This window comes from Halomonas ventosae (genome assembly GCF_004361885.1).
Lineage (GTDB): Bacteria > Pseudomonadota > Gammaproteobacteria > Pseudomonadales > Halomonadaceae > Halomonas > Halomonas ventosae_C.
This window is the reverse complement of sequence record NZ_SNWH01000013.1, coordinates 23521-42153: the sequence shown is the minus strand read 5'-3', so window position 1 is coordinate 42153 and position 18633 is coordinate 23521. Positions and strand designations below refer to the sequence as shown.

Annotated in this window: 18 protein-coding genes; all 18 read right to left on the bottom strand. The window is 62.4% G+C overall.

All coding sequences use genetic code 11. From position 1 onward, the window contains the following. Nucleotides 1–322: 322 nt before the first annotated feature. The 18 genes from glmS to DFO68_RS10575 all read right to left on the bottom strand — a co-directional run bounded on the left by glmS (nt 323) and on the right by DFO68_RS10575 (nt 18628). A complete protein-coding gene (glmS, locus tag DFO68_RS10660) occupies nt 323–2158 on the bottom strand; it encodes a glutamine--fructose-6-phosphate transaminase (isomerizing) (protein ID WP_133483650.1) in 1836 nt (611 codons plus the stop codon). An 11-nt stretch (nt 2159–2169) separates the two neighbouring features. Further along, the gene (glmU, locus tag DFO68_RS10655; protein WP_133483649.1) at nt 2170–3537 is read right to left on the bottom strand and encodes a bifunctional UDP-N-acetylglucosamine diphosphorylase/glucosamine-1-phosphate N-acetyltransferase GlmU; all 1368 of its coding nucleotides are present in this window, start codon (nt 3535–3537) and stop codon (nt 2170–2172) included. 39 nt (nt 3538–3576) lie between these two features. Beyond that, the gene (locus DFO68_RS10650; protein ID WP_133483648.1) at nt 3577–4656 is read right to left on the bottom strand and encodes an FAD:protein FMN transferase; all 1080 of its coding nucleotides are present in this window, start codon (nt 4654–4656) and stop codon (nt 3577–3579) included. Next, nucleotides 4653–5462 carry an undecaprenyl-diphosphate phosphatase gene (locus DFO68_RS10645; protein ID WP_133483647.1) on the bottom strand — a complete coding sequence of 270 codons (810 nt, stop codon included), beginning with the start codon at nt 5460–5462 and terminating at the stop codon, nt 4653–4655. The genes DFO68_RS10650 and DFO68_RS10645 overlap by 4 nt, the downstream gene beginning before the upstream one ends. 226 nt (nt 5463–5688) lie before the next feature. Next, entirely contained in the window at nt 5689–6117 is a 429-nt protein-coding gene (locus DFO68_RS10640; protein WP_133483646.1) for a F0F1 ATP synthase subunit epsilon, read from the bottom strand. Nucleotides 6118–6141: 24 nt separating this feature from the next. Further along, nucleotides 6142–7518: a F0F1 ATP synthase subunit beta gene (atpD, locus tag DFO68_RS10635; RefSeq protein WP_133483645.1), complete on the bottom strand. Its 1377-nt coding sequence runs from the start codon at nt 7516–7518 to the stop codon at nt 6142–6144. A 65-nt stretch (nt 7519–7583) separates the two neighbouring features. Next, the gene (atpG, locus tag DFO68_RS10630; protein WP_133483644.1) at nt 7584–8468 is read right to left on the bottom strand and encodes a F0F1 ATP synthase subunit gamma; all 885 of its coding nucleotides are present in this window, start codon (nt 8466–8468) and stop codon (nt 7584–7586) included. 70 nt (nt 8469–8538) lie between these two features. After that, entirely contained in the window at nt 8539–10083 is a 1545-nt protein-coding gene (atpA, locus tag DFO68_RS10625) for a F0F1 ATP synthase subunit alpha (protein ID WP_133483643.1), read from the bottom strand. A 17-nt stretch (nt 10084–10100) separates the two neighbouring features. Then, nucleotides 10101–10640 carry a F0F1 ATP synthase subunit delta gene (locus DFO68_RS10620; protein ID WP_133483642.1) on the bottom strand — a complete coding sequence of 180 codons (540 nt, stop codon included), beginning with the start codon at nt 10638–10640 and terminating at the stop codon, nt 10101–10103. Between the two features lie 11 nt (nt 10641–10651). After that, nucleotides 10652–11122, bottom strand: coding sequence for a F0F1 ATP synthase subunit B (locus DFO68_RS10615; protein ID WP_133483641.1), 471 nt, complete (start codon nt 11120–11122; stop codon nt 10652–10654). A 64-nt stretch (nt 11123–11186) separates the two neighbouring features. After that, on the bottom strand, nt 11187–11435 hold the full coding sequence (atpE, locus tag DFO68_RS10610) for a F0F1 ATP synthase subunit C (RefSeq protein WP_133483640.1): 249 nt from the start codon (nt 11433–11435) through the stop codon (nt 11187–11189). 63 nt (nt 11436–11498) lie between these two features. Beyond that, the gene (atpB, locus tag DFO68_RS10605) at nt 11499–12362 is read right to left on the bottom strand and encodes a F0F1 ATP synthase subunit A (protein WP_133483639.1); all 864 of its coding nucleotides are present in this window, start codon (nt 12360–12362) and stop codon (nt 11499–11501) included. Nucleotides 12363–12376: 14 nt separating this feature from the next. Beyond that, complete coding sequence (locus tag DFO68_RS10600) at nt 12377–12763, bottom strand: F0F1 ATP synthase subunit I (RefSeq protein WP_133483638.1); 387 nt, start codon at nt 12761–12763, stop codon at nt 12377–12379. A gap of 222 nt (nt 12764–12985) precedes the next feature. Further along, a complete protein-coding gene (locus DFO68_RS10595; RefSeq protein WP_133483637.1) occupies nt 12986–13900 on the bottom strand; it encodes a ParB/RepB/Spo0J family partition protein in 915 nt (304 codons plus the stop codon). A gap of 40 nt (nt 13901–13940) precedes the next feature. Further along, a complete protein-coding gene (locus DFO68_RS10590; RefSeq protein WP_133483636.1) occupies nt 13941–14711 on the bottom strand; it encodes a ParA family protein in 771 nt (256 codons plus the stop codon). Nucleotides 14712–14748: 37 nt separating this feature from the next. After that, the gene (gene rsmG, locus DFO68_RS10585; RefSeq protein WP_133483635.1) at nt 14749–15405 is read right to left on the bottom strand and encodes a 16S rRNA (guanine(527)-N(7))-methyltransferase RsmG; all 657 of its coding nucleotides are present in this window, start codon (nt 15403–15405) and stop codon (nt 14749–14751) included. Next, nucleotides 15402–17306, bottom strand: coding sequence for a tRNA uridine-5-carboxymethylaminomethyl(34) synthesis enzyme MnmG (mnmG, locus tag DFO68_RS10580; RefSeq protein ID WP_133483634.1), 1905 nt, complete (start codon nt 17304–17306; stop codon nt 15402–15404). The genes rsmG and mnmG overlap by 4 nt, the downstream gene beginning before the upstream one ends. A gap of 542 nt (nt 17307–17848) precedes the next feature. Further along, on the bottom strand, nt 17849–18628 hold the full coding sequence (locus DFO68_RS10575; protein ID WP_133483633.1) for an amino acid ABC transporter ATP-binding protein: 780 nt from the start codon (nt 18626–18628) through the stop codon (nt 17849–17851). Between the last annotated feature and the right edge of the window lie 5 nt (nt 18629–18633).

Sequence of the window (18633 nt, the reverse complement as noted above, 5' to 3'; positions counted from 1 at the left end):
TTCCCCTGATTTATCCACAGGATGCCACAGACTATCAAGGGCAGGAAACGGGCACCCGTCCAGGACGCCAGCCAAGGGTTCGACAGAGGGCAACGGCCAGATACCTGCCGTGAAAAGCCCGTGTAATGGGACTCTTGGCAAATCGCTCCGGTAGAGCTGGCATTGACAAGAGCGGTCGCAGGAGCCTGGGAAGCACAGCCGAATGCCGCGCATCATGCGGTTCACGCCACAAGTTATCAACATCCTGGGAGAACGTGAGCCTACCACGTCAATCGGCATGCAGCCCCATCGATACCTCTGACGTCGGGGAGTAGCGAGCGACTCACTCCACGGTGACGGACTTGGCCAGGTTGCGCGGCTGATCCACGTCGGTGCCCTTGAGCACCGCCACATGGTAGCTGAGCAACTGCAGTGGCACGGTATAGAGGATCGGCGCTAGCGCCTCATGCACATGGGGCAGGCGCAGCACGTGAACGTACTCCTCCTCGATCAGGCCAACCTGCTCATCGGCAAAGACGAAGAGCTCGCCACCCCGGGCGCGCACCTCCTGAAGGTTGGACTTGAGCTTGTCGAGCAGTTCATCGTTGGGCGCCACGGAGATGACCGGCATCTCGCTGTCGACCAGCGCCAACGGGCCATGCTTGAGCTCGCCCGCCGGGTAGGCCTCGGCGTGGATGTAGGAGATCTCCTTGAGCTTGAGCGCGCCCTCCAGGGCGATGGGGAAGTGGGCGCCGCGGCCCAGAAAGAGCGCATGGTGCTTCTCGGCGAAGGCCATGGAGAGCTGTTCGATGGCCGAATCGAGTTCGAGAACCCGCGCCACCAGGCCGGGCAGTTCCCGCAGCCCCTGAACCAGGTTTGCCTGTTCGTCCTCGGCCTGACCGCGCAGACGGCCCAGCGCCAGGGTCAGCAGCATCAGCGCGGTAAGCTGGGTGGTGAAGGCCTTGGTGGAGGCCACGCCGATCTCCGGCCCGGCCTGGGTCATCAGAGTCAGGTCCGATTCGCGCACCAGCGAGCTACCTGGCACATTGCAGATCGCCAGGCTGGCGAGATAGCCGCGTTGCCGGGCAAAGCGCAGTGCCGCCAGGGTATCGGCGGTCTCGCCGGACTGCGAGAGGGTCACAAAGAGGGTTCCCTCCGGCACCACCACCTGGCGATAGCGATACTCCGAGGCCACCTCCACCTGCACCGCTAACCCGGCATAGCGCTCCAGCCAGTAGCGGGCTACCATGCCTGCATGGTAGCTGGTACCGCAAGCAACGATATGGATCTGACGCGCCTGTCGAAAGAGCGCCTCGGCATCGGGGCCAAAGCTCTCCACCAGCACCGAGCGCTCGCCCAGACGCCCCTCCAGGGCCGCAGCGATCACCATTGGCTGCTCATGTATCTCCTTGAGCATGAAGTGGCGATAGTCGCCCTTACTGGCCGCCCCGTCGCCATGCTCGAAGGTCTGCACCGCGCGCTCCACGACCGCGCCCTCGGTGTCGAACACCTCGATGCGCCCACCGGCGCAAAGACGCACCGCGTCGCCCTCCTCTAGGTAGATGAAGCGGTCGGTGACCTGTAGCAGGGCCAGTGGGTCGGAGGCCAGGAAGGCCTCGTCGATGCCCACTCCCACCACCAGCGGGCTGCCCTTGCGGGCGCCGATGATTACATCGGGCTCCTCGGCATGGATCACTCCCAGCGCATAGGCGCCGTCGATACGGGTCAGCACCCGTCGAACGGCAGCGAGCAGGTCACCGGCCTGGCGGCTCTCCCGCTCCAGCAGATGAGCGATCACCTCGGTATCGGTCTCGGAGATGAAGGCGTAGCCCTCGGCCTCGAGCTCGCGGCGCAGGGTCTCGTGGTTCTCGATAATGCCATTATGCACCACCGCCAGACGCTCGCCGGACTGATGCGGATGAGCATTGTGCTCGCTGGGACGTCCATGGGTCGCCCAGCGGGTATGAGCGATCCCGCTACGTCCCGGCAGCGGCTCGGCAACCAGACACTCCTCGAGAACCGCCACCTTGCCCAGTGTCCGACGCCGCTGCAGATGCCCCTGCGGGGAGCGCACCGCCATGCCGGCGGAATCATAACCGCGGTACTCCAGTCGCTTCAGCCCTTCCAGCAGGATATTCTGCACATTGCGTTCGGCAACCGCACCGACGATTCCACACATAAGGCCTCTCCTCAGGATTTCTGGCGCTTGGCTGGCCGCGGCCAGTCGGCCTTGCTGATCTGGCAGGCCCGGGAGATGGCCAGGGCGTTGTCGGCGACATCCTTGCTGATCGTCGAGCCGGCGCCCACGGTGGCGCTTTGACCAATGCTGACCGGGGCCACCAGCGCCGTGTTGGAACCAATGAAGGCCTCGTCGCCGATCTCGGTATGGTGCTTGTTGACGCCATCGTAGTTGCAGGTGATGGTGCCGGCGCCGACATTGACGTCGTGTCCCAGGCGGGCATCGCCCACATAGCTCAGATGGTTGATCTTGCTACCCTCACCCACCTCGACGTTCTTGGTCTCGACGAAGTTGCCGATCCTGGCCCCCACTGCCAGCCGCGAGCCGGGCCGCAGCCGGGCGAAGGGGCCGATGCGATTGAGCCCAGCCACCACCGCCCCGTCGAGGACGCTGTGAGACTCGATCACGCTCTCGGCGCCGACGTGGCTGTTACGGATCACGCAGTGGGGGCCAATGCGCACCCCCTCGCCCAGTGCCACCTCGCCCTCGAAGACGCAGCCCACGTCGATCTCCACGTCATGGCCGCAGGTTAGACGTCCACGCACGTCGAGGCGAGAAGGGTCGGCGAGGGCCACCCCCTGCTCCATCAGTCGCTCGGCGATATCATGCTGATAGGCACGCTCCAGATGAGCCATCTGGGCACGATTATTGACGCCCTCAACCTCCAGCGGTCGGGCCGGCTGAACGGTAGCCACCTTCACGCCCTCGGCGGCGGCCATGGCGATGATGTCGGTCAGGTAGTACTCGCCTTGGGCGTTATCGGCGGAAAGACGCGGTAACCAGCGACGCAACTGGGCGGCGGTCATGGCCATGATACCGGTATTGCATTCGCGCACGGCTCGTTCGGTCTCGGAGGCATCCTTGTGCTCGACGATGGCGACCGCCTCACCGGCCGCATTGCGCAGGATGCGACCATAACCCGCGGGATCCTCCAGGAGCACGGTGAGCAGGCCCAGGTGGTGCTCGTCGACGTGGGCGAGCAGCTCAACCAGCGTCTCGTGGCGGATCAGCGGCACGTCACCGTAGAGCACCAGCACCCGGCCCTCGCCGAGCGCGTCAAGAGCCTGGGCCACGGCATGGCCGGTGCCCTTCTGCTCGGCCTGCAGGGCGAAGTGCACCGGGCAGTCGGCCAGGGCCTCACGCACCTGCTCAGCCCCGTGGCCGACCACCACATGGGTGCGCTCGGCCGCTAGCCGGCGGGCGGTATCGATCACGTGACGCACCATCGGCTTGCCGGCCAGCTGGTGCAGCACCTTGGGCCGGGTCGAGCGCATGCGAGTTCCCTGCCCGGCTGCCAGTATCACCACATCGAGCGTCATCATGACTCCTTGGCCTGATTCACCTGAACCCCCCTCATTCTAGGCGGAGGTGGGCCCATCGGCGACGGTCATGTCAAAATTGTCGACGATTTCATGGCCGAAGCGATCGACAAAGGCAGGACTGACCCACGTCGCCCATCCCTCCCCCTGACGCACCAGCATCAGAACCGCGAGGTTCCGCTCGCGGGCCAGCGCCATGCCTTCCTCCTCACCCAGCACCATCAGCGCAGTCGCCCAGGCATCGGCCCAGGCATCGGAGGACATAAAAACACTCACCGAGGCCAGGCGGTGGTCGATGGGCCGACCGGTGCGCGGGTCAATAGTGTGGGAGTAACGCTGGCCATCTTCTTCGAAATAGTTGCGATAGTCACCGGACGTTGCCAGCGCCATGTCATTGAGAGGCAGAATTTGCTGGGCCTGCTGGGGGCCATCCCGAGGCACCTCAATGCCGATGCGCCAAGGGCTGGACTCGCCGTCGCGAAACCCCGCGACCTTTAGTTCTCCCCCAATGTTGACCAGATAGTGGTCGATCTCCTGCCGGGTCAGGTAGGCCGCCACACGGTCGGTAGCATGGCCCTTGGCGACCCCGGAGAGATCGACGAAGACATCACGAAGGCGTCGAGCCTGCAAGGCCTGCTCGTCGATCTCCAGGCTACCAGGGCCGATCTTGGCCAGTCGTTTGCTCAGGGTGGCGTCATCGGGCACCTCTCGGGGACGCGCCTCGGGCCCGAAACTCCACAGGTTGACAAGGCCGCCAATGGTCATGTCGAAGGCTCCACCGCTGGCTTCAGACACGGCCTGACCGATGGCCATCACCTCGATCAGCTCATCGGAAAGCGATTGCCATTCACCCAGTGGCGCCTGATTGAACAGTACCAGCTCGGAATCCTTGCGCCAGGTCGACATGGCGGCATCCACCGATGCCATCTCGGCCAGAATGCCTGTCTCCAGAGCCTCGAGCTCGCGCCGTGTCAGCGGGTCGGCGATGGTCACCTGATAGAAGGTTCCGAAGACTTCGCCCTTGAGGGTCACCGGCGAGTCCAGCGGCCGGTCGCGTTCGGAGCAGCCCGCCAGCAGGACGATCAGCAGGAGCAACCACAGGGGACGACAGACGCTCATGACGGGGAACCTCCGAATAGCCAGATCAGGGCCACACCCAGCATCAGGCGGTAGACCACGAAGGGTTGCATGCCGATGCGCCTGATGAAGAGCAGGAAGAAATGGATACACAGGAAGGCGCTAATGCCAGAGAGCAACGCCCCCAGAATCAGCGTCCTCCAATCCACCGGGCCGGGGGCGCTGGCGAGGCCGATGATCTCCAGGCCACCGGCCAGCACGATCACCGGGATCGACAGCAGGAAGGAGAAGCGCGCCGAAGCCTCGCGGCTCAGCCCCAGCAGCAACCCTGCGGTCATGGTGATGCCGGAACGCGAGGTGCCCGGGATCAGCGCCAGAGTCTGGGCCAGGCCGACCCACAGGGCATCCTGCCAGTACAGGTGGTACTCGTCACGTGTCCCGCGATGACGCCAGTCGGCATAGGCAAGCAGCAGGCCAAAGACGATCAACCCCGCGGCGATGACCAGCGGTGAGCGCATGATGCCCTCGATACTGTCTTTGAAGGCCAGCCCGGCGAGCCCTACCGGGATGGTGGCCAGGATCACCCACCAGGCCAAACGCGCATCCTCGTCGGTCCCTCGCCTCGCCACACTACAACACCAGCTGGTGGTCATGCCGACCAGTTCATGGCGGAAGTAGATCACCACCGCGCTCAGGCTGCCGATGTGCAGGGCCACGTCGAAGGCCAGGCCTTGGTCGTTCCAGTCACTGAATATCGGCACCAGGATTAGGTGGGCCGAGCTGGAGATCGGCAGGAACTCGGTCAATCCCTGAACGATCGCGAGAACGAAGATCTGTAGCCAATCCATGTCAAGATCCGTAAGAGGCGTCGGGTGGGCTAGCGCAGCGGTTGCCGAGCATACACATTCGCAGTGCCGCTGTCCGCCCGCCGAATCAAATCCATCAGCTGGCACAGCGTCAGGGTGTCATCGAGGGATCTGGCTAAGCTGCTGGAGTCGACGTGATACTGGCCCGAGACGACAACGCCCCCCGCAGGATGAGTACGGGGGGCGCGGTCAACGGCATCGGGCGGTTTCAGCCCTTGCCGGCCTTCCTGCGCAGCTGCTGGATGGTGCGCAATTGCGCCATGGCTTCGGCCAGCTCGGCCGAGGCCCGCGAATAATCCATCTCCGCAGACTTGTCACTCATCGCCTTGAGCGCCTGCTGGCGAGCCTCCTCCGCCGCTGCCTCGTCGAGGTCATCGGCCCGCACGGCGGTATCCGCCAGCACGGTGACCACATCCGGCTGCACCTCGAGAAAGCCCCCCGTGACGTAGAAGTGATCCTCCTCGCCCTGGCCATGAACGATCCGAACCGGGCCCGGCTTGAGCTCGGTCAACAGCGGGGCGTGCCCGGCCAGGATACCGAGATCCCCCAAGCCCCCGACCGCCACGAGCTCCTCGGCGGTGCCGGAATAGATCGACGCCTCGGCGCTGACGATCTCGCATTTGAAGCTTTTCGTCATGATGACGTCTCCCAGGTGGAGGGATTACTTCATCTGGTTGGCTTTCTCGACGGCCTCGTCGATCGTGCCCACCATATAGAAGGCCTGCTCCGGCAATTCGTCGTACTCGCCGTCGAGGATGCCCTGGAAGCCACGAATGGTTTCCTTCAAGGACACGTACTTACCGGGTGAGCCGGTGAACACCTCGGCGACGAAGAACGGCTGTGAGAGGAAGCGCTGGATCTTGCGCGCCCGAGACACGGCCAGCTTATCCTCGTCAGACAGCTCGTCCATACCCAGGATGGCGATGATGTCCTTAAGCTCCTTGTAGCGCTGCAGCACGCCCTGTACACCACGGGCGGTGTTGTAGTGCTCCTCGCCGACCACTAGCGGGTCGAGCTGACGCGAGGTGGAATCCAGCGGATCGATGGCCGGATAGATACCCAGCTCGGCGATGGAACGCGCCAGCACCACCGTGGCATCCAGGTGCGAAAAGGTCGTCGCCGGTGACGGGTCGGTGAGATCGTCCGCGGGGACGTAGACGGCCTGCACCGAGGTGATAGAGCCATCCTTGGTGGAGGTGATGCGCTCCTGCAAAACCCCCATCTCCTCGGCCAGAGTCGGCTGGTACCCAACCGCAGAAGGCATCCGGCCCAGCAGGGCGGAAACCTCGGTACCCGCCAGGGTATAGCGATAGATGTTATCGACGAACAGCAGCACGTCGCGGCCTTCATCGCGGAACTTCTCGGCGATGGTCAGACCGGTCAGCGCTACGCGCAGGCGGTTGCCGGGCGGCTCGTTCATCTGGCCATAGACCAGCGACACCTTGTCGATGACGTTGGACTCGGTCATCTCGTGATAGAAATCGTTACCCTCGCGGGTCCGCTCGCCGACACCAGCGAAGACCGAGTAACCACTGTGCTCGGTGGCGATGTTGCGGATCAACTCCATCATGTTGACGGTCTTGCCCACCCCGGCACCGCCGAACAGGCCAACCTTGCCCCCCTTGGCGAACGGGCAGACCAAGTCGATGACCTTGATGCCGGTTTCCAGCAGCTCTTCGGTCGCTGCCTGGTCCGCGTAACCAGGCGCCTTTCGGTGGATCGGCATGCGCTCGGTCTCGCCGATCTCGCCAGCCTCGTCGATGGGCTCACCGAGCACGTTCATGATGCGCCCCAGGGTCTGCTTGCCCACCGGTACGGAGATCGCCGCCCCAGTGTTGTCGACCTCCATGCTACGCTTGAGTCCCTCAGTCGTGCCCATGGCAATGGTGCGCACCACGCCGTCTCCCAGCTGCTGCTGGACCTCGAGAACGGTCCCGTTGTCCGAGACCTTCAGCGCGTCGTAGACCTTGGGCACATCGTCCCGCGGAAACTCTACGTCAATCACCGCGCCGATGATTTGTACGATACGTCCGCTCATCTTGGTTCCTCTCAAATACCTGAAAATGAAACCTGCTTGCCGGGAGGGACACACCCTCCCTGACGCTAAACGGCGGCGGCGCCACCGACGATCTCGGAGATTTCCTGGGTAATGGCCGCCTGACGGGCCTTGTTGTACACCAGCTCCAGGTCGTCGATCAGATTGCCGGCGTTGTCGGTCGCGCTCTTCATGGCGATCATGCGAGCGGCTTGCTCGCATGCCACGTTGGCGACCACCGCCTGATAGACCTGCGCCTCGACGAAACGCACCAGCAGGCTATCCAGCAGCGTCTTGGCATCCGGCTCATACAGGTAGTCCCAGCTGTTGGGACGCTTGTGTTCCTCGTCGTCGGGCTCCTCCGCCCCCATCTCGTTCGAGAGGGGCAGCAACTGACGAACCACCGGCTTCTGGGTCATGGTGTTGATGAATTCGTTATGCACCACGTACAGGCGGTCCAGCTGGCCCTCGTCATACGCATCCAGCATCACCTTAACGCTGCCGATCAGGTCCTCGGCACCGGGAGCCTCGCCCAGTCCCTTCTTGGCCGCGACCAGGTTGCCACCAAACTTGCGAAAGAAGCTGGTGGCCTTGCTACCCAGGGCGCAGAAGTCGAGCTCCGCGCCCTCATCACGCCGGGACTTGGCATGCCTGACCGTGGTCTTGAACAGGTTGACGTTCAGGCCACCACACAGGCCGCGGTCGGAAGACACCACGATATAGCCCACGCGCTTGACCTCACGCTCCACCATCCACGGATGCAGATACTCCGGGTTGGCATCAGCGACATGACTCACGACATTGCGCATCTGTTTGGCATAGGGCTGGCTGGCCTTCATCCGATCCTGTGCCTTGCGCATCTTCGATGCCGCGACCATTTCCATGGCGCTGGTGATCTTCTGCGTGTTCTTGATGCTCCCGATCTGGGTGCGAATCTCTTTTGCAGCTGCCATAGCGATCTACCTTTCGTTCGTGGCCCTCAGAAAGCTCCATGGCCCGCTCACGGCGAGCGGGCCAGCCGTGTTACCAGCTCTGAGTGGCCTTGAACTTGTCGAGACCATCCTTCAAGCCGTTCTTGATCTCGTCGTTGTAGTCGCCGGTCTCGTTGATCTGGTCGAGCAGTTCGCCATGCTCGGACTTCATGAAGTCCTGCAGGGCACGTTCAAAGCTCAGCACCTTGCTGACCTCGACGTCCTCAAGGTAGCCCTCATTGGCGGCATACAGCGAGACGGCCATCTCGGCCACGGACATCGGCGAGTACTGGTTCTGCTTCATCAGTTCGGTGACGCGCTGACCGTGCTCGAGCTGCTTGCGGGTCGCCTCATCCAAGTCGGAGGCAAACTGGGCGAAGGCTGCCAGTTCACGGTACTGGGCCAGGGCCAGACGCACGCTGCCGCCCAGCTTCTTGATGATCTTGGTCTGGGCCGAGCCACCGACACGCGATACCGACAGACCGGCGTTGATGGCCGGACGGATGCCCGAGTTGAACAGGTCGGTTTCGAGGAAGATCTGGCCGTCGGTGATCGAGATCACGTTGGTCGGCACGAAGGCTGAAACATCGCCCCCCTGGGTCTCGATGATCGGCAGGGCCGTCAGCGAGCCAGTCTTGCCCTTCACCTTGCCGTCGGTGAACTTCTCGACGTAGTCGGTGTTGACACGAGCGGCACGTTCGAGCAGACGTGAATGAAGGTAGAAGACGTCACCGGGGTAGGCCTCGCGACCCGGCGGACGACGCAGCAGCAGCGAGACCTGACGGTAGGCCACCGCCTGCTTGGACAGGTCGTCGTAGACGATCAGTGCATCTTCGCCGCGGTCACGGAAGTACTCGCCCATAGTGCAGCCAGAGTAGGCGGCGAGGAACTGCATCGGGGCCGGGTCAGCAGCGCCGGCGGCAACCACGATGGTGTGTTCCATGGCACCATGCTCCTCGAGCTTGCGTACCACGTTGGCGATGGTCGACTGCTTCTGGCCGATCGCGACATAGACGCAAGTGACGTCCTTACCCTTCTGGTTGATGATGGCGTCGATGGCGATGGCCGACTTGCCGATCTGGCGGTCACCGATGATCAGCTCGCGCTGGCCGCGACCGATCGGTACCATGGCGTCGATGGATTTGAAGCCGGTCTGGATCGGCTGATCGACCGACTGGCGGGTGATGACGCCGGGGGCAACCTTCTCCACCGCGTCGGTCATCTTGGTGTTGATGTCGCCCTTGCCATCGATGGGGTTACCCAGGGCGTCGACCACGCGACCGCACAACTCCGGCCCCACCGGTACCTCGAGGATGCGCCCGGTACACTGGGCAGTCATGCCCTCCTCGAGTTGAAGGTAGTCGCCGAGCACCACCACGCCGACGTTGTCGCGCTCGAGGTTAAGCGTCATGCCGTAGATGCCGCCAGGAAACTCGATCATCTCGCCGAACATGGCGTCGGCAAGGCCATGGATCTGCACAATACCGTCAGACACGCTGACGATGGTGCCCTGATTGCGGGCTTCGGATGCGACATCCAGCTTCTCGATACGCTGCTTGATGATGTCGCTGATCTCGGAAGGATTCAGTTGCTGCATGCCAATGTCCCTCAGACTCAGGCGGAAAGGGCCTCATGGAGGCGGTTCAGTCGACCGCGTACCGAGCCGTCGATGACGGTGTCGCCGGCACGCAGGATGACGCCTCCCAGGAGGCTGGAATCCACCTGAGTGGTAATGGAGATTTCGCGGTTAAGACGCTTGGCCAGGGCACTCGCGAGCTTGTCCTGCTGTGCGTCATCCAGCGGGAAGGCAGAGACGATGCTCACGTCCATGCGTTTTTCCTGCTGCGCCTTGAGCAGCTCGAATTGCTCGGCGATGGCCGGCAACGCGACCAAGCGACCCTTCTGGGTAATCAACCGCAGGAAGTTGCGGACGTCGTCGTTGAGCACATCGCCGCAGACATCGACGACCAGGTCAACCTTCTGGGCACTCGACACAAGCGGGTTGCCCAGCACCCGACGATGCATGTCCTCATTGGCGACCACACGTGCCGCGGTGCCCAGCATCATGGACCAGTCATCCAGTGCCTGATGCTCGACAGCAAACTCAAAGGCTGCCTTGGCGTAGGGTCGAGCGATGGTTGTCGTTTCCGCCATGGGTCACCTCCTCAAAGCTCTTTGGCGAGTTTGTCGAGGAGCTTGCTGTGCTGCTTCTCGTCGATGGAGGATTCCAGGATGCGTTCCGCCCCCACGATGGCGAGTCGCGACACCTGCGCACGCAGCTCTTCCTTTGCGCGGTTCACTTCCTGCTCAATCTCGGACTTGGCATTGTTGATCATCCGCTCGCCTTCCTGGCGGGCCTGGTCACGTGCCTCGTCAATCATCTGGTTGGACCGTTTATGGGCCTGCTCCAGGATTTCGGCTGCCTGTTGCTTGCTCTCACGCAGTGTCTCACTGGCCTGTTCTTCGGCCAGTTCGAGATCGCGGGATGCCCGGCTGGCAGCATCTAGACCATCGGCGATCTTCTTCTGGCGCTCCTGCAGAGCCTGCATGACCGGGGGCCAGACAAACTTCATGCAGAACCAGACGAAGAACGCAAAGGCGATAGCCTGGCCGATCAGGGTTAGGTTCAGGTTCACGCCAGCACCTCTCGCGTCACAGGTTTGGGGTTAACATCACGACGGTTCTTTAGACCGTCGTGCCTTAACCGACAAACGGGTTAGCGAAGGTGAAGAACAGCGCGATACCTACACCGATCATGGTCACGGCATCCAGCAGGCCAGCGACGATGAACATCTTGACCTGCAGCACAGGGATCATTTCCGGCTGGCGTGCAGCGCCTTCCAGAAACTTGCCGCCGAGGATACCGAAGCCGATGGCGGTGCCCAGGGCGCCCAGGCCGATCAGCAGGGACACGGCAATCGCGGTCAGACCCAGAACTTGTGCTTCCATGGTGGTTCTCCAGTTTCAGTCGAGTGGTTTAGGGGTTGATGGTCCAGCGGGTTGTCGGGATGCTCAGTGCTTCTCCACCGCCATCGCCAGGTAGACGATGGTCAGCATCATGAAGATGAAGGCCTGCAAGGTAATGACCAGGATATGGAAGACGGCCCAGGTAAAGTGAAGGGGCAGCTGCCAGAGTCCGATCATGGCGATCAGGATGAAGATCAGCTCACCGGCATAGAGGTTGCCGAACAGACGAAGCGCCAGTGAAATTGGCTTGGCGATCAGGGTCACCGTCTCGAGCAGGAAGTTAACCGGTACGAACAGTGCCTGCACCAACTTGTTCGTAGAGTTGAACGGGTGCAGGGTCAGTTCGCCGATAAAGCCGGAGAAACCCTTCTCACGGATGGTGTAGAAGATGATCAGCGCAAAAACCGAGAGGGCCATGCCCAGGGTCGCGTTGACGTCGGTGGTGGGCACCACCTTGAAGTAGACGTGTGCCGGGTCGGCACCGAACATGGCAGCGACCCTCTGGGCCAGCATCGGCAGAAAGTCCACCGGCACCAGGTCCATCAGGTTCATCAAAAAGACCCAGCAGAAGATGGTCAGTGACAGCGGGGCGATCAGCTTGCTCTTGCCGTGAAAGGTGTCCTTCACCGAGTTATCGACGAACTCGACCATTAGTTCGACGAAGTTCTGCATCACTCCCGGAATCCCGGTAGTGGCCGCCTTGCCTATCTTGCGAAACAACCACAGGAACAGCACGCCAAGGCCAATGGACCAACCCAAGGTATCGAGATGCAGCGCCCAGAACCCCATGTCGGCGGCCTCCTGGGCGGAATGGGCGATCGACCAGCCGTTCTCCGGGTGGTAGCCGAAGGTCAGATTTTGCAGGTGGTGCTGGATATACTCCGTGGGAGTCGGGTTGTTGCCTGCCATGAGCTGCCTCGATTTCAGGTGTGTGACGGTTGCCGCACCAACCAGGGACCCAACCAGTGGGCAAACAGCGCCACCACATATGCGCCAAAGAAGAAAGCGGGGTTTGAGGGGGGCACTGCGACGAATACCAGCGTAAACAGTGCCACCGTCAAACCGAACTTGCCGGCCTCTGCCTTGTAGAAGCTATTGACGATCTGCTTGGTGTATCGGGCACCCTGATAACGGAACATTTGCCAGGCAAAATAGGTATTGGGTGCAATGGCTACCATGCCGCCCAGCAAAGCGGAGCCGGCGGCGGGCAAGCCACCATACCATGCTCCCAGGCTCGCCATCAGGCCAACCGCGGCACACTGGGCCATCAACAGGCTATGGAAGCGCGGACGCTGGATGCTGACAGCCATCGGCTTCCTCCAGAATTGTCGTGTCGATGCGTTTCGATATGCCCGGTGACTGCCGTGTGCCAGCCAGCGACAATTCGCCGGGATTATAGGGAAGCCTCCTCCAGGCTTCAACCGAGAAAGTTGCCATCGTTCGCGATATCTCGCTTGCCTACGACTAAAAGTCGATAAAATCGGCGATTTAATTAGCCGACTAAATGCTTTCCTGTGGCGGGAAATCTCCCATCAACGGATATGCTCGAGGATGCCATCGAGTTCATCCAGGCTAGCGTAGCGAATGGTTACGCGTCCCTTGCCGCCGCGGCCATGCTGGATCTTCACGGGCGCGCCCAGAACCTCGGCGAGCCGCGTCTCGAGACCCGCCACATCCGCCGACGGCGCCTCGGCTCGTGGCTTGGTGGGCTCCCCCTTGGCCAGGCGCTTCACCAATGCCTCAGTATCACGAACCGTCAGATCCCTGTTGACTACCTCGTGAGCGGCCTGGCGCTGCTTGGCAGCGGTAAGCGCCAGAAGCGCCCGGGCATGCCCCATGTCCAGATCGCCACGCTCGAGCAGGGTCTGTACTTCAGGGTCCAGCGTCAGCAGTCTTAGCAGGTTGGCCACCTGGGCCCGTGAGCGGCCCACGGCATCGGCCACCTGCTGCTGGGTGAGGGCGAACTCCTCGAGCAGCCGCTTGAGGGCCATCGCTTCCTCAACGGGGTTGAGGTCTTCACGCTGGATGTTCTCGATCAGCGCCAGGGCCAGCGCCACCTCGTCGCTGACCTCGCGGATCACCGCAGGAATCACGTCGAGCTCGGCGAGCTGGGCGGCACGCCAGCGACGCTCACCAGCGATGATCTCATAGCGAGCTTCGCCGACAGGGCGCACCACAATGGGCTGCATCACGCCCTGGGCGCGAATCGAATCGGCGAGTTGTTCGAGGGCCTCGGGCTGGATGTCGCGTCGCGGCTGGAACTTGCCACGAGCGAGCTGGTCCAGCGGTAAGCGTTCGAGTCGTTCCTCGGCTTGCGCGACCACCGGAACGGCGTCCTGCCCATGCGGATCGAGATCGACCTCAGGCAGGTCGAGGCTTTCACGACGGCGGACATTGGCACCGATCAGGGCATCCAGGCCGCGTCCCAGGGCGCGTTTACGCGTCATCGATTTCCTCTCATCACTACCAGCGGTATTCGGCACCCAGCTACAGCGACAGGCGCCGGATCAATTCCTTGGCCAGCACCCGGTGGGCCTGGCTGCCGCGCGAGAAGCGCGCGTACTTGGTCACCGGCAACCCGTGGCTTGGCGCCTCGGCGACCCGCACGTTGCGCGGGATGGTGGTCTTGAGCAGTGCATCACCGAAGTAGTCGCGCAGCTGCTTGCTGATATCCCGGGTCAGGCTGTTACGAGCATCGAACATGGTACGCAATATCCCGAAGATCTCGATCTGCGGGTTCACGCTATCCTTTATCTGCTCCACGGTGTCAAGCAGGGCCGACAATCCCTCCAGAGCGTAGAACTCGCACTGCAGCGGGATCAATACGCCATCGGCGGCGGTCAGGGCATTGACGGTGAGCATGTTGAGCGACGGCGGACAATCGATCAGCACCACGTCATATTCCCCGGCGACATCTTCCAAGGCCTTGATCAGGCAGCGCTCACGCCCCTCGTGACGATTGAGCAGTTCCACCTCAGCGGCCGTCAGGTCGCCGTTGCCGGGCAGTAATGCATAGCCCGCCTGGGGGCAGTCGAGGATCACCTCGGAGGGGCGTTTCTCGCCCAGCACCACCTCGAGCACGCTGCCATCCAGACCATGCTTGTCGGCGCCACTGCCCATGGTGGCATGTCCCTGTGGGTCCAGGTCGACCAGCAGCACACGACGATCCAGGGCCGCCAGGCTCGCCGCGAGGTTGACGGCGGTGGTGGTCTTTCCCACCCCCCCTTTCTGGTTGGTCAAGGCGATGATCTTGGTCACGGGCAACTCCCTTGCTGGGAAAACAGACACTACTGAGTCAGGCCTGGCTCACATCCTGGTGGCGAAGGATGACGAGCTGACGACTGCCGTCCACGTAGGGCACTGCAAGCTCGTGTCGTGCCGTCACCTCGACTCCCTCGGGCAAACCGTGAAGCTCATCATCCACGGCTGGGCCCTTCATGGCTAACCACTCGCCATGGGGCTTCATCAAGCGCGCGGTCAATGCAACGAAATCGCCCAGGCTAGAGAAGGCCCGCGAGATCACCTGGGAATAGCCGCCAGAGAGCGGCGCGAAGGCTTCGACTCTTACCTGAACCGGCGTGACATTGCCAAGCCCAAGCTCCATCACGGCCTGGCGCTGGAACCGAACCTTCTTGCCATTGCTGTCGAGCAGCGTCACCGACAGCGTCGGCTCGAGAATCGCCAGTACCAATCCTGGCAAGCCGGATCCCGAACCCACGTCAAGCAGTTCGGGGCCGTGGACATAACGCATCACGGCGGCACTGTCGAGGAGGTGGCGGCTCACCATCTCCGCCGGCGTGCGTACCGCGGTGAGGTTATAGGCGCGGTTCCACTTGTGCAACAGTTCCACCAGCGCCAGTAATCGGCGGCGCTGGAGGTCATCCACGGCGATACCCAGCGCCGCCAGTCCGCTATCAAGCCGAGCGTCGGCGAGCTGATCGCCTTGCGTCATGCCTGAGCCACCCGTCTCTCGTCGAGCATCCGCCGCTTCTTGAGGTGGATCAACAGGATAGAGACCGCCGCCGGGGTCACCCCGGAGATGCGCCCGGCCTGGGCCAGGGTCTCGGGACGCGCCTTCCCGAGCTTCTGACGGATCTCGTGGGAGAGCCCCTCGACCCGCTGGTAGTCGAGGTCAGCCGGCAGCAGCATGGCCTCGTGGCGCTTGAGCTTGTCGATCTCGTGCTGCTGGCGATCGATGTAGCCCTGGTACTTGGCCTGGATCTGCACCTGGTCGGCGACCGCCTCGTCCTCGACCGGTTGCCCTTCGATGCCGGGCAGGTCGGCGAGGTCTCCATAGGCAAGCTCAGGGCGCCGCAGTAACTCCATGAGGCTGTATTCACGGGTCAGCGGCGTGCCGGTCTTGGCCTCGACCCGGGCGGCCGCGGGGGAGCCCGGCTGCACCCAGTGGGCCTTCAGCCGCGCGCTCTCGCGCTCCACCGCCTCGCGCTTGGCCGCAAAGGCTGACCAGCGGGCATCGTCCACCAGGCCCAGTTCGCGACCGATTTCGGTGAGGCGCATGTCGGCGTTGTCCTCGCGCAGCAGCAGGCGGTATTCAGCGCGCGAGGTGAACATCCGATAAGGCTCCCTGGTCCCAAGGGTGATCAGGTCATCGACCAGCACACCGAGGTAGGCCTCATCGCGGCGCGGTGACCAGGCCTGCCGTCCTCGCGCCCGCAATGCCGCATTGAGCCCCGCTAGCAGCCCCTGGGCACCTGCTTCCTCGTAGCCGGTGGTGCCGTTGATCTGGCCGGCGAAATAGAGGTTGTGGATAAATTTCGTCTCCAGCGAGTGCTTGAGATCGCGGGGATCGAAGAAGTCATACTCGATGGCGTAACCCGGGCGGGTGATATGGGCGTTCTCCAGCCCGGCGATGGAGCGCACAACCTGCAGCTGCACGTCGAAGGGCAACGAGGTGGAGATCCCATTGGGATAGAGCTCGTGAGTGTCGAGCCCTTCCGGCTCGATAAACACCTGGTGGCTGGCCTTGTCGGCGAAGCGATGCACCTTGTCCTCGATGGACGGACAATAGCGTGGCCCGACCCCCTCGATCACCCCGGAGTACATCGGTGAACGGTCGAGGTTGGCAAGGATGATCTCGTGACTTCGCGGGTTGGTATGCGCGATATGGCAGTTTACCTGGCGAGGGTGCATCTCGCGATTGCCGAGGTAGGACATTACTGGCGTCGGATCGTCGCCAGGCTGGTCCTCGAGCACCGAGAAATCCACGCTCTTGGCGTCCAGGCGCGGAGGAGTTCCAGTCTTGAGCCGGTCGACGTGAAACGGCAGTGCCCGCAGACGCTCGGCCAGGGCGTTGGAGGGCGGATCACCGGCGCGTCCGCCACGGCTAGAGTCAAGGCCGATATGGATCACCCCACCGAGGAAGGTTCCAGTGCATAGCACCACGGTCTCGGCGAGTAGACGGATACCGGTCTCGGTGACCACGCCGCGCACGGTATCCCCCTCGACGATCAGGTCACCGGCCGCTTGCTGGAAGAGCGTCAGGTTGGTCTGGGTCTCCAGCATGTGACGAATTGCCGCCTTGTAACGGACCCGGTCTGCCTGGGCCCGGGTGGCGCGTACTGCCGGTCCCTTGCGGGCGTTGAGCACGCGAAACTGGATGCCGGCCAGGTCGGTTGCCAGGCCCATGGCGCCGCCCAGGGCATCGATCTCCTTGACCAGATGACTCTTGCCGATCCCGCCGATGGCGGGATTGCAAGACATCTGGCCGAGCGTCTCGATGTTGTGGGTCAACAACAGGGTCCGGCAGCCCATGCGGGCCGAGGCCAGGGCAGCTTCGGTTCCGGCATGGCCGCCGCCGATGACGATGGCGTCAAAGCGGTCGGGATATTGCAAGGGTCACCTCTTGGCGCATGGCGCCGATGTTGCGTCAGGGAAGAGCAAATCAGCGGGCCAGTATAAACCTCCTGTGGGTAATCGTCAGGGTTTTCCACACCCGTTCCGTGATGAAGACATCATCGCGCTCCTGCTATACATTAAAACAGAATATAAAAGAGAACTTCTGTTGTGGTTGTAACTACTGGTGTGGGCATTATCCGTGGATAAGTTATATAATCATCATTTTTTCAATAGCTTATGGTGTTGACAACTGTGCGGAGATCGAGCTGGCTCCCTGGGCGTGACGTGTCAGGAGGCTGTGGACGAAGAGCATGCTTATCCACAGTCCCGTTCGCTCACGGGTTATCCACCGCTGCCTACCTGGCTTACTACCGTGACTGTGAACACCCCGCCATTACCTGCCCATTACCTACCCATAGCCACGCGTGGCAAGGGCTACAGGCCGATCCAACGCAGTTAAGCGAATATTCTGTCCACAACTAAAAAAAAGCCCTGTCGATCACGACAGAGCCTTTTGTTTCGGTGCCAATGTAGGGTTATCAGTGCTTGAGCACTCGCGACAGGAACTGCTGGGTGGGCGGATGGCGGGGATGATCGAGCACTTCCTCGGGTGGGCCTTGCTCGGCGATCTCTCCCTGGTGGATGAAGATTACCCGGTCGGCGACCTCCCGGGCGAAGCCCATCTCGTGAGTTACGATTAGCATGGTCATGCCCTCTCTCGCCAGTTCACGCATGGCATCAAGGACTTCGCCGATCATCTCTGGGTCGAGCGCCGAGGTCGGTTCATCGAACAGCATCAGGCGCGGTTCCATGGCCAGGGCACGAGCAAGTGCCACACGCTGTTGCTGGCCACCGGAGAGCTGCCCGGGGTGTTTGGCCGCCTGGTCGCTGATGCCCACCCGTTCAAGCAGGCGGTCGGCGGTCTCGGTGGCATCTGCACGGCTCCAGCCGCGGACTTTCATCGGCGCCAGGGTCACGTTGTCGAGCACGCTCAGGTGCGGGAAGAGGTTGAACTGCTGGAAGACCATGCCCACCTCGGTGCGGATCTTCTGCAGAGCCCTGCCAGCCTTGCCATGGGGCAGTAGCTCGTTGCCGTCGACTTCGATGTGGCCCTGCTGGAACTCCTCCAGGCCATTGATGCAGCGGATCAGCGTCGACTTGCCCGAGCCGCTGGCACCGATGATCACCACCACTTCCCCGGGAGAGACTGCCAGGTCGATGTCCTTCAGCACGTGAAGGTCGCCAAAGAACTTGTTGACCTTGTCCAGACGCACGATGAAATCGGCACCGGACGAGGACTGGGACTTGTCTGGGTTCATATCGC

Coding starts and splice junctions, on each gene's coding strand:
- DFO68_RS10645 (WP_133483647.1), bottom strand. CDS start 5,462: ATGGATTGGCTACAGATCTTCGTTCTCGCGATCGTTCAGGGATTGACC.
- atpE (WP_133483640.1), bottom strand. CDS start 11,435: ATGGAAGCACAAGTTCTGGGTCTGACCGCGATTGCCGTGTCCCTGCTG.
- DFO68_RS10575 (WP_133483633.1), bottom strand. CDS start 18,628: ATGAACCCAGACAAGTCCCAGTCCTCGTCCGGTGCCGATTTCATCGTG.
- DFO68_RS10600 (WP_133483638.1), bottom strand. CDS start 12,763: ATGGCTGTCAGCATCCAGCGTCCGCGCTTCCATAGCCTGTTGATGGCC.
- DFO68_RS10620 (WP_133483642.1), bottom strand. CDS start 10,640: ATGGCGGAAACGACAACCATCGCTCGACCCTACGCCAAGGCAGCCTTT.
- atpG (WP_133483644.1), bottom strand. CDS start 8,468: ATGGCAGCTGCAAAAGAGATTCGCACCCAGATCGGGAGCATCAAGAAC.
- atpD (WP_133483645.1), bottom strand. CDS start 7,518: ATGAGCGGACGTATCGTACAAATCATCGGCGCGGTGATTGACGTAGAG.
- glmS (WP_133483650.1), bottom strand. CDS start 2,158: ATGTGTGGAATCGTCGGTGCGGTTGCCGAACGCAATGTGCAGAATATC.
- atpA (WP_133483643.1), bottom strand. CDS start 10,083: ATGCAGCAACTGAATCCTTCCGAGATCAGCGACATCATCAAGCAGCGT.
- rsmG (WP_133483635.1), bottom strand. CDS start 15,405: ATGACGCAAGGCGATCAGCTCGCCGACGCTCGGCTTGATAGCGGACTG.
- glmU (WP_133483649.1), bottom strand. CDS start 3,537: ATGACGCTCGATGTGGTGATACTGGCAGCCGGGCAGGGAACTCGCATG.
- DFO68_RS10640 (WP_133483646.1), bottom strand. CDS start 6,117: ATGACGAAAAGCTTCAAATGCGAGATCGTCAGCGCCGAGGCGTCGATC.
- DFO68_RS10650 (WP_133483648.1), bottom strand. CDS start 4,656: ATGAGCGTCTGTCGTCCCCTGTGGTTGCTCCTGCTGATCGTCCTGCTG.
- atpB (WP_133483639.1), bottom strand. CDS start 12,362: ATGGCAGGCAACAACCCGACTCCCACGGAGTATATCCAGCACCACCTG.
- DFO68_RS10595 (WP_133483637.1), bottom strand. CDS start 13,900: ATGACGCGTAAACGCGCCCTGGGACGCGGCCTGGATGCCCTGATCGGT.